The organism is Syntrophus buswellii (genome assembly GCF_046097065.1).
GTDB classification, from domain to species: Bacteria; Desulfobacterota; Syntrophia; order Syntrophales; family Syntrophaceae; genus Syntrophus; species Syntrophus buswellii.
Genome location: NZ_CP175563.1, coordinates 1,088,213 through 1,103,763, shown reverse-complemented (window position 1 = coordinate 1,103,763; position 15,551 = coordinate 1,088,213). Strand labels below are relative to the sequence as shown.

The 15,551-nt window shown below is 57.1% G+C and carries 12 protein-coding genes; 7 read left to right on the top strand and 5 right to left on the bottom strand.

Going from position 1 to position 15,551, the window contains the following annotated elements; genetic code table 11:
* Window positions 1-22: 22 nt before the first annotated feature.
* From ACJ77P_RS04980 to ACJ77P_RS04970, 3 genes are all read right to left on the bottom strand, one after another.
* Complete coding sequence (locus tag ACJ77P_RS04980) at window positions 23-721, bottom strand: S8 family peptidase (protein ID WP_408999154.1); 699 nt, start codon at window positions 719-721, stop codon at window positions 23-25.
* 371 nt (window positions 722-1,092) lie between these two features.
* Window positions 1,093-4,209 (bottom strand): efflux RND transporter permease subunit, encoded by a 3,117-nt coding sequence (locus ACJ77P_RS04975; protein WP_408999153.1) that lies wholly within the window; start codon window positions 4,207-4,209, stop codon window positions 1,093-1,095.
* Window positions 4,206-5,363, bottom strand: a complete 1,158-nt coding sequence (locus ACJ77P_RS04970; RefSeq protein ID WP_408999152.1) for an efflux RND transporter periplasmic adaptor subunit — start codon at window positions 5,361-5,363, stop codon at window positions 4,206-4,208. Before ACJ77P_RS04970 ends, ACJ77P_RS04975 begins: the two co-directional genes overlap by 4 nt.
* A 401-nt stretch (window positions 5,364-5,764) precedes the next feature.
* On the opposite strand from ACJ77P_RS04970, the gene ACJ77P_RS04965 reads away from it, so the two are divergent.
* Window positions 5,765-6,379, top strand: a complete 615-nt coding sequence (locus ACJ77P_RS04965; RefSeq protein WP_408999151.1) for a pyridoxamine 5'-phosphate oxidase family protein — start codon at window positions 5,765-5,767, stop codon at window positions 6,377-6,379.
* Window positions 6,380-6,445: 66 nt separating this feature from the next.
* Here the strand turns inward: ACJ77P_RS04965 and ACJ77P_RS04960 are convergent, their stop codons facing one another.
* Window positions 6,446-6,676 (bottom strand): hypothetical protein, encoded by a 231-nt coding sequence (locus tag ACJ77P_RS04960; RefSeq protein ID WP_367361359.1) that lies wholly within the window; start codon window positions 6,674-6,676, stop codon window positions 6,446-6,448.
* A gap of 879 nt (window positions 6,677-7,555) precedes the next feature.
* On the opposite strand from ACJ77P_RS04960, the gene ACJ77P_RS04955 reads away from it, so the two are divergent.
* The 3 genes from ACJ77P_RS04955 (at window position 7,556) to ACJ77P_RS04945 (ending at window position 9,637) form a co-directional block, all read left to right on the top strand.
* Window positions 7,556-8,149 carry a VOC family protein gene (locus tag ACJ77P_RS04955; RefSeq protein ID WP_367361263.1) on the top strand — a complete coding sequence of 198 codons (594 nt, stop codon included), beginning with the start codon at window positions 7,556-7,558 and terminating at the stop codon, window positions 8,147-8,149.
* A 497-nt stretch (window positions 8,150-8,646) separates the two neighbouring features.
* Window positions 8,647-9,204, top strand: a complete 558-nt coding sequence (locus tag ACJ77P_RS04950; protein ID WP_408999150.1) for a hypothetical protein — start codon at window positions 8,647-8,649, stop codon at window positions 9,202-9,204.
* A 187-nt stretch (window positions 9,205-9,391) separates the two neighbouring features.
* Window positions 9,392-9,637, top strand: a complete 246-nt coding sequence (locus ACJ77P_RS04945; RefSeq protein WP_367361261.1) for a hypothetical protein — start codon at window positions 9,392-9,394, stop codon at window positions 9,635-9,637.
* 66 nt (window positions 9,638-9,703) lie between these two features.
* Here ACJ77P_RS04945 and ACJ77P_RS04940 read toward each other — a convergent pair whose 3' ends face one another.
* Complete coding sequence (locus tag ACJ77P_RS04940) at window positions 9,704-9,970, bottom strand: rhodanese-like domain-containing protein (protein ID WP_367361260.1); 267 nt, start codon at window positions 9,968-9,970, stop codon at window positions 9,704-9,706.
* Window positions 9,971-10,408: 438 nt separating this feature from the next.
* Here ACJ77P_RS04940 and glgP point away from each other — a divergent pair, with 438 nt between their 5' ends.
* From glgP to ACJ77P_RS04925, 3 genes are all read left to right on the top strand, one after another.
* Window positions 10,409-12,976 (top strand): alpha-glucan family phosphorylase, encoded by a 2,568-nt coding sequence (glgP, locus tag ACJ77P_RS04935; RefSeq protein WP_367361259.1) that lies wholly within the window; start codon window positions 10,409-10,411, stop codon window positions 12,974-12,976.
* Window positions 12,977-13,028: 52 nt separating this feature from the next.
* Window positions 13,029-14,933, top strand: a complete 1,905-nt coding sequence (locus ACJ77P_RS04930) for a DUF4914 family protein (RefSeq protein WP_367361258.1) — start codon at window positions 13,029-13,031, stop codon at window positions 14,931-14,933.
* Between the two features lie 332 nt (window positions 14,934-15,265).
* Window positions 15,266-15,472 (top strand): cytoplasmic protein, encoded by a 207-nt coding sequence (locus ACJ77P_RS04925; protein ID WP_367361257.1) that lies wholly within the window; start codon window positions 15,266-15,268, stop codon window positions 15,470-15,472.
* Window positions 15,473-15,551: the final 79 nt, after the last annotated feature.

The window sequence follows — 15,551 nt, the reverse complement described above, 5'->3', positions numbered from 1 at the left end:
CTTCAGTGCTGCCTCGACAGCCTTACGGTTCAAGAGGCTTCAGGGTGACCGTTCCCGGAGCCTGGATGTCGCCTTTCCCGGACCAATCGTCCGTCGTTCCCACAGAGATTATATTGGCCGCCCCATCCTGGGCGCATGCCGCGGGATACACCCTGACATCCGGTCCGTAGTTGCCGGCAGCCGCCACAAAGAGCACTTCGGGATGCTTCGTGATGGCGGAACACAGATCGCTGTAATCGTCCGTCCCTTCGATAAACCCCAGGCTGAGATTGACGACTCCGGCTCCACGGGAGGCGGCCCAGTCGATTGCTGAAATCACGGCGTGCTTGTCTACCGTGCCGTCGGCATCCGCCACCTTCGCCACAAGAATCCTCGGAGAGGGCAGGTTCTGGAATTCCGGAGGCGCTGCACTCCGGGCCTGCAGTGTCAGAATGGCCACAATCGTGCCGTGTCCGATCCTGTCTTCCGGACCCTCCCCGGTAAAATCCTCCTGCTCGGCAATCAGTCCCCTGATCTGCGGATGATCGGCCAGGATCCCGGAATCGATGACGGCTATCGTCGCGGAGCGATCGGTATAAAGTGGCGGATACAGGGGAATGCCCTGAACGACATGCCAGTTTCCCCTCTCGTCGCGCAGCCTGATGTCGCCCTCCTGCGGGCCGTTCGCCCCGGTTCCGGCGGGCCCTCCCAGCAAAAAGCCTTTTCCTTTCTTCTCCTGCATTTTCTCCCTCCCCACCTGTTGACCCCCTGGCGTTCCCCGCACCATTTTCTCAGTACCGATAAAAACGTGCCTCGCCACGCAGGAAAAGTATATAAGCCCCAGCGGCGAGTGTCAAAAAAAAATACGGCGGCAACAGCCGGCGGCATCTTGCTGCATATCACCTTGAGGAACTCTGACGGTTCCGGATTTCCGGATTATTTCCGCCTTTCACCATCACAGCGCAGCGCAGCCATGTGCAACGCCCGCGGAGTTACACTATGCGGACGGAACCCGGAGACGCCACCAGGATCTCTTCTCCTGCGGCAGGGTCCTTTTCGTTCAGCCAATGGGATGCATTCCGGCGTTCGTTTTTTTGTGGATGTCTTGATCGATCAGGGCTCCGCCCCCGTCGCGGAGTCTTGTTTCCGATGGCCGCTGGCGATCCGGCTCCGCAATTTTTCCATCGCTACATAGAACACCGGCGTCACATACAGGGTCAGCGTCTGCGAAAAGAGCAGGCCGCCGACGACGGCCAGCCCCAGGGGGCGCCGGGATTCGGCCCCTGCGCCGTATCCCAGGGCGATGGGCAGCCCGGCCATGAGGGCGGCCATCGTCGTCATCATGATCGGGCGGAAACGGACGAGGCAGGCCTCGTAGACGGCGTCATGCGGATTTTTCCCCTGTCTGCGCTGCGCCTCGATGGCGAAGTCCACCATCATGATTCCGTTCTTCTTCACGAGGCCGACCAGCATGACTATGCCCACGAAGGCATAGATGGAAAGGTCATGGCGGAAGGCCATAAGGGCCAGCAGCGCCCCGAAACCGGCGAAAGGCAGGGCGGAGAGGATGGTGACGGGATGATAGAAACTTTCATAGAGGATCCCCAGAATGATGTAAATCACCACGATGGCCAGAATCAACAGAATCCCCATACTGGCAAGGGATGACTGGAAGGCCTTCGCGGTTCCCTGAAATTCGAACGTCATCCCGGAGGGCATGGAGGCGGCCGTCATGGCCTGGATCCTCTCCACCGCCTGGCCGAGCGAATAGCCGGGCTTGAGGTTGAACGAAATGGTCACCGAGGGCAGCTGTCCGGAATGGCTGATGGTCAGCGGGCCGATATCCTCCCGCAGCGTCGTGATCGCCCTCAGGGGGACCAGCTGCCCGGTGGAAGACCGGACATGAAGCATGGACAGCACGGAAGGATCGGTCCGGTACTGAGGCAGCAGTTCCATGATGACCTGATAATCGTTGTTCGGGGTGTAGATCGTCGAAATCTGGCGCGACCCGTAGGCGCTGTAAAGGGCGTTTTCAATCTGCATCGGCGTGACGTTCAGGATGAACGCCTGATCGCGGTCGATATCGATGTGCACCTCGGGATTCTTCAGCTGCAGGTCGCTGCTCACATCCTGCAGCTCCTCCATCCGGCGCATCCGATCCTCCATTTCAGCGCCGTAGCGGAACAGCTCCTTCGTTTCAATCCCCTGGAATGTCACCTGATAGAGACTTTTGGTCACACGTCCGCCGATGTTGATCGGGGGCGGATTGGTCGGAAAGGCCCTGATGCCCGGAACGGAGGCGAGCTTTGGCCGGAGCCTGTCGATCACCTGATCCGCACTGAGTTCCCTTTCACGGCGGGGCTTGAGGACGATGAACATGCTCCCGGTATTCGTGGCGCTCTGGCCGCCTCCTGAGGCCACGCTGCACATGAAGCGGTCGACGTTGGGGTCCTTCTGCACGATATCGAGCAGAGCCAGCTGATGCTGAACCATGGAATCGAAGGAGATGTTCTCTGCCGCCTCCGTCCTGATCGAGATCTGGTCCCGGTCTTCCGAGGGGATGAAGCCCTTGGGAATGGCGTAAAACAGGAAGACCGTTGCGGCAAGAAGGGCGGCGGAAAAGATCAGGGTTGCGCGCTCGCGGGAAAGGACCCAAAGCAGGGTGCTGCGGTAAAAGCTGAGCATCGCATCAAACCCCGACTCCACCATGAGGTAGACCCGCCCATGCCGTTCTCTCCCCGGGGCGCGGATGAACCGGCTGGCGAGCATGGGGGTCAGGCTCAGGGAGACGAAGCCGCTGATCAGAACGGCCACGGCAATGGTGATGGAAAACTCCCGGAAGAGGCGTCCCACGATGCCCCCCATGAAGAGGACGGGGATGAACACGGCGGCCAGCGAGAGGGTCATGGATACGATGGTGAAGCCGATTTCCCGGGCCCCTTCCAGGGCCGCCTTCATCCGCGGTTTTCCCATCTCGATATGCCTCATGATATTTTCCAGCATGACGATGGCGTCATCGACGACGAACCCCACAGACAGGGTCAGGGCCATGAGGGACAGGTTGTCGATGCTGTAATCCAGAAGGTACATGACGGCAAAGGTTCCGATAAGGGAGACGGGAAGGGTCAAGCTCGGAATGACCGTTGCGGACAGATTGCGAAGGAAGAGAAAGATGACCAGGACGACGAGGACCAGGGTCAGATACAGGGTGAACTGCACATCCCTTGCCGAGTCCTTGATGGGAATGCTGCTGTCGCGCAGGACGACCAGGGATACGGATGCCGGCAGCTTTTCGCGGAAGGCGGGCAGCAGGGCCTTGATGGCGTCGGCGACCTGGATCGTGTTGGTTCCGGGCTGCCGCTGAATGGCCAGGATGATGGCGCGGCTGCGGGTTGTCGGCGTGGCGAACCATGCCGCTACCCTGTCATTTTCAACGCTGTCCCGAACGTTCCCCAGCTCCTGAAGGCGCACGGGCTGGCCGTCGCGGTAGGCCACGACGAGAGGCAGGTACAGGCCGGCCTTCATCAGCTGGTTTTCAGACTGCAGCGTGGCCAGGGTCTGCGCGCCGGTGAGGGTACCCAGGGGATTGTTGACGTTGTAATGACCGATAACCGAGGACACCTCGTCGATGCCGATGCCGCGGGAGGCCAGGGCATGGGGGTCCAGCTCGATGCGGACGGCGTACTTCTGCGAGCCGTAGACGGACACCTGCGCCACGCCGGTCACCCTCGATATCTGCTGCGCAAGCTGCGTCTCCCCGTACTCGTTGAGCACATACATTGGAAGGGTTGGGCTGGTCAGGGCCAGGTACAGAATCGGCTGGTCGGCGGGATTGACCTTTCGGAAGGACGGCGGGGTCGGCAGATCCTCAGGTAGACGACGGCTGGCGCGCGAGATGGCGGACTGCACATCCTGGGCCGCCGCATCGATATTGCGATTCAGGTCAAATTGCAGGGTGATGCGGGTCGACCCCTGAGAGCTGGTGGAGATCATGGAGTCGAGGCCGGCAATGGTCGTGAATTCCTTTTCAAGAGGGGTCGCCACTGTTGAGGCCATGGTTTCCGGATTTGCACCGGGCAGGGAGGCGGAAACGCTGATCGTGGGAAAGTCCACCGCGGGCAGATCGCTCACCGGCAGGAGGCGATAACCGATCAGACCGGCAAGGACGATGCTCAGCATGCACAGCATCGTCATGACAGGGCGGCGGATGAAGGGCTCCGAAAGAATCACGGACGCGCCCCCGGCGTTTTTGCGGGCTCTTTATCGGCGGCAGCCCTGATCTCGACCCGGGCGCCCGGGACGAGTTCCAGGTGGCCGTCGGTTACAACACGCTCGCCGGCCCCCAGACCCCTGTCGATGACCGCCTCAACCCCGGTGGCCATCTGGACGGCAACCGGCCTGAGTTCAACCGTCTGGTCCTCTTTGACGACAAAGACAAATTTGCCATCCTGGCCCGCCTGAACCGACTCCGCCGGCACGACCAGGGCGTCCTTCCGGATCCCGAGCACCAGGGTCACGGTGACGTACTGGCCCGGCCAGAGCACCTCCCGGTCGTTGCTGAACACCCCGGCAAGACGCACCGTTCCGGTTCCTTGATTGATCGAATTGTCGATAAAAAAGAGGTCGCCCTCCTCCGGAGGCCTGCTGTCGCCCGGCAATCCGGCCCTGACTCTCAGGATTCCTCCGGCCATCGCACTGCGGATCGCGGGCAGATCGGCCTGGGGGACGCTGAAAAAAACCTCGATGGGCCGGATCTGGTTGATCGTCACCATGGTGGCCTCCCTGGCCCTGATCAAGGACCCTTCCGCGGTGAGAAGGTCTCCGGCCCGCCCGGTGATCGGACTGTAGATGGAACAGCGTCCGACCTGGAGCCCCGCCGTGGCTTCCGCCGCCCGGTCGGCTCGAACCGTTGCCGTCAGGGCGGCCGCTTCCGCCTGGGCCTTGTCGTTGTCGCTGCGGGAAATCAATTCCCTCTTGAAGAGCTCTCGAAAACGTGCCGCCGTGAGGAGGGCATGTTCTTCCATGGCCCGATCCCTGAGGAGGTTGGCCCTGGCCCGATCCAGCTCCGCCTGGTAGGATCGGGAATCGATGGTAAAGAGGAGATCTCCCCTCCGGATCGTCTGCCCCTTGCTGAAGTGCACTTTGGCGAGAATGCCGTCAACCTCCGACTTGATCTGGATACTCGAACGGGCCTGAACATTCCCGAACGTTTTGATTTCTATCGGAATTTCTTTGAGTACCGCCTTGGCGGCGGTGACAGGAATCTGTCTGTCCCGGCTTGTTTTTTCCGGAGCGGCATCCCGGGAACTTTCCGAACAGGCGGTGATCAGAAAAAACGATATCACGAGGGTGGCAGCGGCCAGACAGGCAAAGCGCTTTTTCATGAAGAACGACCTTTCCGCACACGGCATGGGAAGAAAATATGGGGAAAAATAGGCCATACGAAAAGCACCGTCAAGATTTAATTGGAGCGCCCCGGTTTTTACCGCCTTCTCATTGGCATGGAGAAGAAGCGGCCTGCCTCGACCAGTCCACGAATACGCGCGTCCTCCTCCTTTCGCCGCAGTAAACGAGATCAGGTCCTGCACGCCTCCCGCCGTGATTTCCACCGTCCTTTCAGGCCTTCTTCCCTGTAAAGTCACGGAACATCAGGCTCTTGCCGATCATGATATGTATTTCCTGAAGATTGTGATATGAAAGGGAATAATTTGTTGGCTGTAACTTCTTTTCAGGGAAGGCGTGCCCAGAAGCTGACAAGCTGTCTGCACGGCCTGCGGGAATGTCTATGGTATTTGGGAAAAAAGAAACGATTTCAACACTGGATGAAGTTCTCGAATCAAGCTGGAGACAACTCCATAACGGCGTCCAAAACTTCAGGGACCCCTTTCACCAGGCCATCCTGACCACCATGGATGGCCGCAGGCCCCAGGTGCGGATCGTGATCCTGAGGGAGTTTTCAGAAAGGGACCGGGCCTTGGTCTGTCACTGCGATGCCCGGGGTTCAAAGGTCCCGCAGATCCGGGACAATCCCAATGTGAGCTGGCTGTTCTATCATCCTGAAAAATGGCTGCAGCTGCGCATTTCAGGAACCGCTTCGGTCCACACCGATGACGAGGTGGCGGAAGCGCAGTGGGACCAGGTGCGCCTGCATCACCGCATCAACTACTGCGCAGAAATTCCGCCGGGGTCGCCCACGGAGAATCCGAGTTCGGGTCTTCCGGGTTTTCTCCTGGAAAAGGCGCCAAAATTATTTGATATTCCCGAAGCCCGGAAAAACTTTGCCGCCATTGTCTGCCGGTTTGATGAAATGGACTGGCTGCTGCTGAAATTGACCGGCCATATCCGGGCAAAATTCTCGTGGAAAGAAAGCCGGATGGACGCCTCCTGGGTGATCCCCTGACGTTCTGACGACGGCCGCCGGAACGATGGGCCTTTCCTGAAGCCACCGTCGCCGGTCCTGACTCATTTACCAGAAAAACGAGAGGGGTATTTTCATCGCCCCATGGACATCGTGCTGGATGACGACAAAGTCATCCTGAACATCGATGAGATGGGCATTCCGATGGGAAAGGTTTGATTCGTTGAAGCGGAGCTTGTAATAGGAACTGTTTTCAAGCACACCACAGGAGCCCTTTTCCGGAAAGTCCAGTGTCCCTCTCCTGCCGATCAATGTTTTCAGGTATTGTTGGTAATTCATAGCTCTTCCCTTACAGTCCGTCCGGCATGTCATGCTTCGTTGAAGCATCTTTCCAGGCGGCAAAAAAATGGATTCTCTCTAAGAAGAAAGCCCCCTTTTCCTTTCAGCATTCGGATTCGGACAAGGGGTCACGCGGCCAGGATCAGATCAAAGACGGCTTTTCCTGGAACTCCGCCGGCCGAATCGCCAAAGCGCTGTAATAGTGCCACAATTTAAGACAAACTCAATACGGATCGATTACGGAACATATACCAGCATAAAACTGGCAGAGTCGATACATCCCTATTACAACCCTCTATCCGGACAACCTCATGAATATTTTTTGACGCTCGCGTAGCAAGGCGCTAACGGCCCCCTTCAAGGGGTCAACTCCATCCGTTCACTTTTTGGTTTTTTTTCGATCCCTCCGCGGACAGGAATGCCTGGCTTTGCAGGGTTTGGATGACAGGAGTGTCGGCCTGGTCCGGCGGCATGCGCGGACCAGGCCGACAAGAAGATGAACATTGCTTGACGTATGGTAAAGCAAGTACGGTGCCAGCACATCCTTCTCGGACTATTTTTGACCGATGGGGCCTGAAAACCGGTTGATCCCATGACGCATCATCCATCGATTCCTCGAGAAATTTCTGCCTTGAACCAGTTGACCGGCAGGACTCATGCCCAGAAACAATTGGGAATCACGCGGGAAAATGCCTCTAAACTTTCATGCTTCCCTTTAGCCCCGGTTCCTGTATATAAATCGGCAGTCCATCCCTGTCCGCCGCGGGAGGCGGCCGAAGGGAAATGGAGAACAGAGAGGGACCGTCAGAAAGCCGTTGTGATATCGTCGGAAGTGGCCTCGCACGGTCCTCGAAATAATGGTGACTGGGAGGAACGGTTTTGATTTCGAGAATAGACCATGTATCGCTTGCGGTAAGAGACCAGAAAAGAGCGGAACACTTTTTCCGAGACGTATTGGGGGCTGTTGCCTGCGTCGGCTCCATGGGGAGCCCCCAGATGAAGTACTTCTGGCAGATCTTTTCCCTGGGCGATCTGTCCCGGCTGGAGATCATCTCACCTACGGGAAAGGGAAGCTATCTTGAGGGGTTTCTGAAGCACAGGGAAGGCGGCGTCCACCACATCACGCTCCAGACACCGGATCTCCGCAGAACGATGAAGCATCTCGAGGAAAAGGGCATCCCCTTTTTTGGATACAACGAGTATTACGGCGCTGTGTGGAAGGAGATTTTCATCCATCCCCGCCATGCCTTCGGGGTCCTGATACAAATTGCGGAGTTTGACCCGGATGACTGGCTGTCGGAAGCGGTCAAGCTCCCCCGGGAAAAAAGGTGGCAGATTGAAAAAACGGACATGGGGGCAACCCTCATTTTTTCACATCCCGGGGGCGGCAGAGTCCGGCTGACCTTTGATCGTGACGAACTGAAGGAACTGACAGCGGAACTTGAAACGGCAGTCTCGAAGGATTCCCCCTGATGTTACAGGGAGCTACTGAAAAGGCGCAGACCTGCCGGCTGTCCGTATAACCATTACGGACAAAACCTGAGGGCCAAACGTCATTTCCCGCGCCGGAACGTAAAGTAAAGGCCAAGAGGCTCAAGCTGCGTAAGAGTTTTGGCCTTTGAAAATTCAGGGTAAACCCGATTGCATCGGGCTTCAATATCGTTTAAAGTTAAAACAGCGTTTATTGATTCCCGGTTTCCGGGCTCCCCCGCAGGGGGCACAGGATGGAAACCAACACGACCCTGTTCTCATCGATCATTTTTCCATTCCGTTGCCGAGTCTGCAGGGATCCGGACTGGCAGACAAGGGGGGAGGTGATTTCTCGCACCAGACGAACGTTCGATACAACTCGGGGAAAGGGTTTTTACAGCATCGCTCAACAGTTCTTCCAAGATGATACCAGGCATCCTCGAGCAGGGGAAACCGTTCCGAACACAGGAAATGAACCGACGGATGCAGAGGAGGAAACCATGAAAAAAGTTTTTATCTTGTCTTTCTGTTTGCTTTTCGGCCTGTTCGCTTTTGCAACCAACAGTGTTGCCGACCAGTGGCTGGATGAGGTTGTGTCATTCGACCGACCGGCGGGATCCTCGAGTGCAGGCGGCCCGGCCGAGTATGCCCTGGGCCCCAACGACGGAAATCACGTTTCCATTGACATCCCGGAAACCCTTATCCTTGCCTTTACAGACAATACAGCCTACGACGGAGCCGGCAACGACCTCAAAATCTATCAGGTGATAGGTGGCGATTCGAATGTCGACATCTACGCAAGCAAGGACAACATCGCCTATGTTTACCTGGGTCGGACCGCCTACGATGTGGAGTATGACTTGAGCAGCTACTCCGGCCTTCCGTATGTGAATTATCTGAAATTCGTAGGGCTGGACAATGGAGGAGCCGTTGCGGGCTTTGATCTGGACGCGGTGGAAGCCCTCAATTCAGGCGCACCTGTACCCCTTCCGCCTGCCGTGCTCCTGCTCGGTTCAGGCCTGGTCGGCCTTATCGGGTTGAGAAGCAGAAAGTCTTGATCCTGCACATGAACAGGGAAATCCGGATTCAGGAGGATGGCCTCGTCTTCTAAGGGGGTGTCATCTCCAGGAGGCCGTTCTTTGCCGATGGGGGACTGAGTTCTCCGAAAATAATCACTGCAAAAACAAGAAAGGCGCATTTTCATGCGCCTTTCTTGACGTTGATTTCCTAGGAGGTTTGCCGGTCATGCCGAATCACGACAGAGAAAAAATAAAATCCATCATCGCAGAGCCTCCCGCCAGCATCTCCGATTTCATGGACGCCTTCGACATTGTAACCGACGGCATCGATTACGCCCTGCAATCCTTCCTGACCACCGAGGACGAAAAAGCCTTTCTGCGCCGGTTGTTGAGCCGTCTTCATGGCGACCGTGACCGCCTCATCATCGAACATTATATCCTCAGCTCGACCTCCCCGGGCTGTTTCTCCTGATCTCACTCCGACACTCCGGTGCAGGCGCGCCCAATTTCCCGCCGGATCGGGGATGGCGGATGCGGTTCACTTCACGATTCTGATCTTGAGGACCCTGGCGGCATTTTCCATGGAACCCAGATTGACAACATCGCTGTATCCCAGCTTTTCGAGGGTTTCCTTGGCGATCTGCACCCGCCTTCCGGTTCTGCAGTAGAGATAGATTTTCTGTGATTTGTCTCCGGACACGGACGCTATTTTTTCAGCAATCCGCCCATAGGGGATCCATACGGCGCCTTCAAGATGGCCGTTGTTCCATTCCGCCTCCGTCCGCACATCGACAACGGCACTCACGACCGCACCGAGGCGCGCAAAGGCCGCGATAAAGAACCGGGGGCCATCGGGATCGTCAATGCCGGGCAGCTTATCCTTTTCATGCGTTCCTCATCATTTCGGCACGGCACCGGCAGAAGAATTATACCGGCAGCGGCTTTCAGTGATCCAATGCCGTCGCAAAGACGGACAGTAGAAATTTGCGAACCTGAAAGCAAATTCTTCTTGACACACCATCCTGTTTCCGGTAAAGGCGCTACAACTATAGCCTTAATCATATCTATTCAACATCAATTCTCTCCTTGACCGGAATCAAGGAATCCGTAGCGGAGCTCAATTATCTTTTTCAATATTTCATTTGACTGAGCAGTTGGCAAGGCTTTATTCCTCTCATTACACGAGGAGTAACCTGAAGGAAATCTTCAGCAGGCCGCTGACATCTCAGAAAGGAAGAGTCCTATGCACCCAGGCACACCCTTTGTTATCGAGGTCAATCCTCACATTCCGCAACGCCTGTCCCGGCTTACCGAACTGGCGGACAACCTCTGGTACAGCTGGGATCAGCCCACCCGCACCCTTTTTGCCCGCCTCCACTCGGGCCTCTGGGACAAGGTGAAGCACAATCCAAAGGCCTTCCTCAAACGGGTGGACGAAGAACGGCTGAACGCAGCGGCGGATGACCATATTTTCCGGAGCAACTACAATCGCGTCCTCTCGGCTTTCGACACGTACATGAGGGAGCCTCAATGCCTGGACATGTCCCTTGACCTCAAGCCGGATGATCTGATCGCCTATTTCTGTGCAGAGTTCGGCTTTCACGAGAGCTTTCCCGTCTATTCAGGGGGGCTGGGCATCCTGGCCGGCGACCATTGCAAGTCCGCTTCCGATCTGCGTCTGCCTTTCGTTGCCGTAGGGCTGCTGTATCGCCAGGGCTACTTTTCCCAGCATATCGACAGCGACGGGCACCAGATCGCCACCTACACCGATTCCGATTTCGAAGATTTGCCCGTTAATCCCGCTCTGACTGAAGATGGCAGGGAGCTTCATGTTACCATCGAACTGCCTGGCCGCAACGTCGAAGTGAAGGTCTGGGAAGCGCAGGTCGGCCATGTGCGCCTGTGCCTCCTTGATACCGATCTGCCCGGAAACTGGTCCGAGGACCGCAACATCACCCATCGGCTCTACGGCGGAGATCTGCACACGCGCATTCAGCAGGAGATCGTGCTGGGCATCGGAGGCGCACGCGCTTTGGAGCAGCTTGGTTTGAAACCGACCGTTTACCACATCAACGAAGGGCATGCCGCCTTTCTCGTCGTGGAGCGCATCCGCCGCAAGATGAAAGCAGCCGGACTCTCCTTCCATGCCGCCCTTGAGATCGTGGCGGCCAGCACGGTGTTTACCACCCATACTCCGGTTCCAGCCGGCCATGACCACTTCGCAGAGGACATGATCTGGGACTACTTCCGGGAAACCTGCAACGACCTGGGCCTGCAGCGCGAAGAATTTCTGAAGCTCGGCGGCGCAGGTTACGGCCAGGAGTTCAACATGACCAAACTGGCGCTCAGCGGATCACGCTTCCATAACGGTGTTTCCCGGATCCACGGGCAGGTTTCCTCGCGCATCCTTTCCGACATGTGGCCGCAGGTGCTCCCCGAGGAGTCGCCCATGGACTACATTACCAACGGCGTCCACGTTTCCACCTTCCTGGCCCAGGAATGGCAGGATCTTTTCGACAGCCAGCTTGGTTACGAATGGCGCCGGCTCCGAATGGATGCGGATTTCGACAACGCTTTCTGGGAGAAGGTGGCGGACATACCGGACCATCTCTTCTGGGCCGCGCACCAGACGCTGAAGGCCAAGATGCTGTCTTCCGTGCGCGATGTCGTGACCAACCAGCATATGCGCATTTTCGGGTCCGTAGCCCGCCTGGAACGCATGCTCAAGTTCACCAATCCTCTCGACCCCAACGTGCTGACCATCGGCTTTGCCCGCCGCTTCGCCACATACAAGCGCGCCACGCTGCTCTTTGAGAACATGGACTGGCTTCGTTCCACGCTCAAGAATGACGACCGGCCCGTCCTCTTCATCTTTGCCGGCAAGGCCCACCCCGACGACAAGCCCGCCCAGGAACTCATCCGCCGCATCTACGACATATCGCGCTGGCCGGAATTCGAAGGGAACCTGCTCATGGTGGAAGGCTACAACCTGAGCCTGGCCCGCCGCCTCGTTGCCGGCTGTGACGTGTGGCTGAACAATCCCATCTACCCGATGGAAGCCTCGGGAACCTCCGGTATCAAGGCTGCCATGAACGGCGTGATCAACCTGTCGGTTACCGACGGCTGGTGGGACGAGGGCTATGACGGAAGCAATGGGTGGGCCATCAAGCCCGCCCCGGAATACTTCGACGACACCCGACGCGATCAGGAGGACAGCCGCGACCTCTACGAAGTGCTGCAGGACCAGGTCATCCCCATGTACTATCGCCGCAATGAACTGGGCTTCTCCAACGAATGGGTGCGCATGGCCAAACTCTCCATTATCACCCTCCTGCCGAGTTTCAGTTCGACCCGGATGGTCATGGAATACGTAAACAAGTTCTACGGACCCGCCTCACGCCAGTGGCGGCGTTATTCCGCGGGCATCTTCTCCGTGGCACAGAATCTCGCCGACTGGAAGGCCAAAGTGAGGCAGGCATGGAGCGGCGTCCGTATCCGCCGTCTCAGTGATCCCCAGAGGCGCATCCTCTTCGGGGAAAGCGCGCCCCTCAAGATCTCGGCAGACTTGAACGGGCTGGCACCGGAAGACGTCAAGGTGGAGGTGCTCCTGGGCCGCGCATCCAAGAACGGCAGGGACAAAAAGTTGCAGACCATGTGCATGAAACCGCTGGAGCGGATAGGTCAGGAATGGGTGTTCCATCTGGAGCTGAACCCGGAGATGTGCGGCAAGCTGCTCTACCGGGTCCGGATCTATCCCTACAATCAGTACCTGACACACCCCTTCGAAACAGGATTGATGGTCTGGCTGTAAAACCGAGCAGCGGGGGACATTCGTTTCCCGGGAATGATACCGGAAGAGAGAGATGCCTGAACGGACAAAACATGCGATGTTAGACCGGCTGAAGCTGCCTGAAGAAGTGGCTGAAATCCTGGCAGGCTGCAGAAGCCTTTTGTGGGTGAACGCCATCGAAGATTTTCAGACCTTTTTTGCCGCCCTGAAGGATAAACAGCAGGCGGTCGAATACGATGTGCCCGGCAGGGGCACTGTGCAGGAGGCATTTGTCTGCAGGGTCAAGAACGGCATCTCGGTGAATTACCGCGAATCCTACATGCGCAGGCGGGATCCCGACAGCATGCTCATCGGCGACGAACTTCCGACCGACAAAGTGAGGTTCCAGGATGTTTATTCCCGGGATTTCTCACCAATCAGGGAAGAAACATTCCGCTGGTTGAGGCGGCAGGATCTGGCGGCCTTCGCCTTTCTTGCCGGGCAGAAGGAGTGTGGCATCCCTTCGATCGCCCTCGTACCCGCCAATGCCTGGTTTTTCGCCTTCGGGCTGGCCATGCTCCAGGGGATCGTCGACCTTTCAAAAGCCGAGAAGAAATTTGCACCGAGGTGTTTTCTCTATGTCGCACCGCCCTTCCGGCATCTCCATTTCGACGGGAAACAGAGGGTCGTGCACCGCCGAACCCGCAGCACCTACGAGATCTTCAGCTACAACCTCTACCCGGGCCCCAGCGCCAAGAAGGGCGTTTACGGGGCCCTGCTCCATTTCGGCGAGCGGGAGGGCTGGGTCACCGCCCATGCGTCCGTCGTCCAGGTCGTAACGCCGTACAACATCAAAGTGACCATCATGCACGAGGGGGCAAGCGGCAGCGGCAAGAGCGAAATGAACGAGCACATTCACCGGGAATACGACGGATCGATTTTATTCGGCAGCAACATCGTCACCGGGGAGAGCATGCACTTCGTGATTCCGAAAGGCTGCAATCTTCGGCCCGTTACGGACGACATGGCCCTGTGCCATCCCGCCATTCAGAAAGGCAACGGCAAGCTGACGGTTGCCGACGCTGAACATTCCTGGTTTATCCGCGTTGATCACATCAAGGAATACGGAACGGACCCGGATATCGAGGCGCGCTCCATTCGTCCCAGTGAACCGCTCCTGTTCATCAATATCGATGCCCAGCCGAACAGCACCGCCCTGCTGTGGGACCATATTCTCGATGAAGGATCGAGGCCCTGCCCCAATCCCCGCTTTATCCTGCCCCGCAGTATCGTTCCCGATGTCACGAACCAGCCTGTCAGCATCGACATCAGGAGCTTCGGCGTGCGCACTCCGCCGTGCACGCGGGAAAAACCCAGCTATGGGATTATCGGCGTGTTCCATATCCTGCCCCCGGCAGTCGCCTGGCTGTGGAGGCTGGTTTCGCCGCGGGGGTACGACAACCCCAGCATCACGGATACGGAGGGACTCGGCTCCGAGGGAGTCGGCTCATTCTGGCCCTTTGCGGCAGGCTTGCAGACCCGGTTCGCCAATCTTCTTCTGAGGCAGTTCGTGGATTCGCCGAAAGTGCAGTACATCCTCTGCCCCGTCCAGCACATCGGCTCCTGGAGAGTGGGGTTTGTTCCGGAATGGATTGCCCGGGAATACCTGGCCCGGCGCGGCGGGGCGCGTTTTGCATCCGACGAGATCAGCGAGTCTTCGTTGCCCCTCCTGGGTTACCAACTGGAGAAGCTCATTATCGAGGGATTTTCCTTTCCGAAATCCTTTTTGGATCCCTCCCTTCAGCCCCAGGTCGGAAGGGAAGCCTTCGATGAAGGGGCTGGAATTCTGAGGGACTACTTTACCCGGGAGCTGAAGCCCTTTATTTCAGATGACCTTGATCCCCTGGGGCGAAGAATCATCGACTGTTTTCTTTCGGGAGGCGGCACCGCGGACTTCGAAGGCCTCATCGAGCATGAAAGCCTGTTGACTGAAGACTGACCCCGGATCTGCAGTCAGGTGTTTTTTCCTCAATCCGCCGGCAAGGGGAGGGCCTCTTTCAAACTTCCCCAAACGCGACCCGCCCCGATCAAGGATTCCCTGGGAGGTTCCGAAGTCTCATCTTTCCTTTTCCGTGAGCCCCTCCCCCTGCCGTAACCTTCTGTTGAACCGCCTCTCTGCATTCTTCTCTTTTTCATCGCGCCGATCCGGAGCTTGGAATCTGCTCGCGTCCACGTCTCCTTCTGGACAGTGAAATATATGACAAAAAAACTTTTAACATTTCGAATAATCGGCATATACTACAGAAAAAGAAACGTGATGGGAGCATAAAAATGAAATTGAATTTGACACGAGAAATGAAAGATTACGTGAAAATCACTTACGATACAGATCACTTCAACGTTATGTTCGGCAAGAACAATCCCCTTTCAAGAAAGTACTATTCCGTTGACGACATGCTGAAGGAATTCCACGAAAATAAAATTGAAAGCGCCGATTTCGACGATGAAGCGCATGAAATCTTCAAGCAGGCATTTTGACCCCCTTTTTTAAATTCGGTTTTGAACGCCCATGGGCAACGGGACCTGAGCGAAAAAGATCTTTCGCACCCCTTTTGTA

Coding starts and splice junctions, on each gene's coding strand:
- ACJ77P_RS04945 (WP_367361261.1), top strand. CDS start 9,392: ATGCCGAATCACGACAGAGAAAAAATAAAATCCATCATCGCAGAGCCT.
- ACJ77P_RS04925 (WP_367361257.1), top strand. CDS start 15,266: ATGAAATTGAATTTGACACGAGAAATGAAAGATTACGTGAAAATCACT.
- glgP (WP_367361259.1), top strand. CDS start 10,409: ATGCACCCAGGCACACCCTTTGTTATCGAGGTCAATCCTCACATTCCG.
- ACJ77P_RS04980 (WP_408999154.1), bottom strand. CDS start 721: ATGCAGGAGAAGAAAGGAAAAGGCTTTTTGCTGGGAGGGCCCGCCGGA.
- ACJ77P_RS04950 (WP_408999150.1), top strand. CDS start 8,647: ATGAAAAAAGTTTTTATCTTGTCTTTCTGTTTGCTTTTCGGCCTGTTC.
- ACJ77P_RS04970 (WP_408999152.1), bottom strand. CDS start 5,363: ATGAAAAAGCGCTTTGCCTGTCTGGCCGCTGCCACCCTCGTGATATCG.
- ACJ77P_RS04960 (WP_367361359.1), bottom strand. CDS start 6,676: ATGAATTACCAACAATACCTGAAAACATTGATCGGCAGGAGAGGGACA.
- ACJ77P_RS04930 (WP_367361258.1), top strand. CDS start 13,029: ATGCCTGAACGGACAAAACATGCGATGTTAGACCGGCTGAAGCTGCCT.
- ACJ77P_RS04965 (WP_408999151.1), top strand. CDS start 5,765: ATGGTATTTGGGAAAAAAGAAACGATTTCAACACTGGATGAAGTTCTC.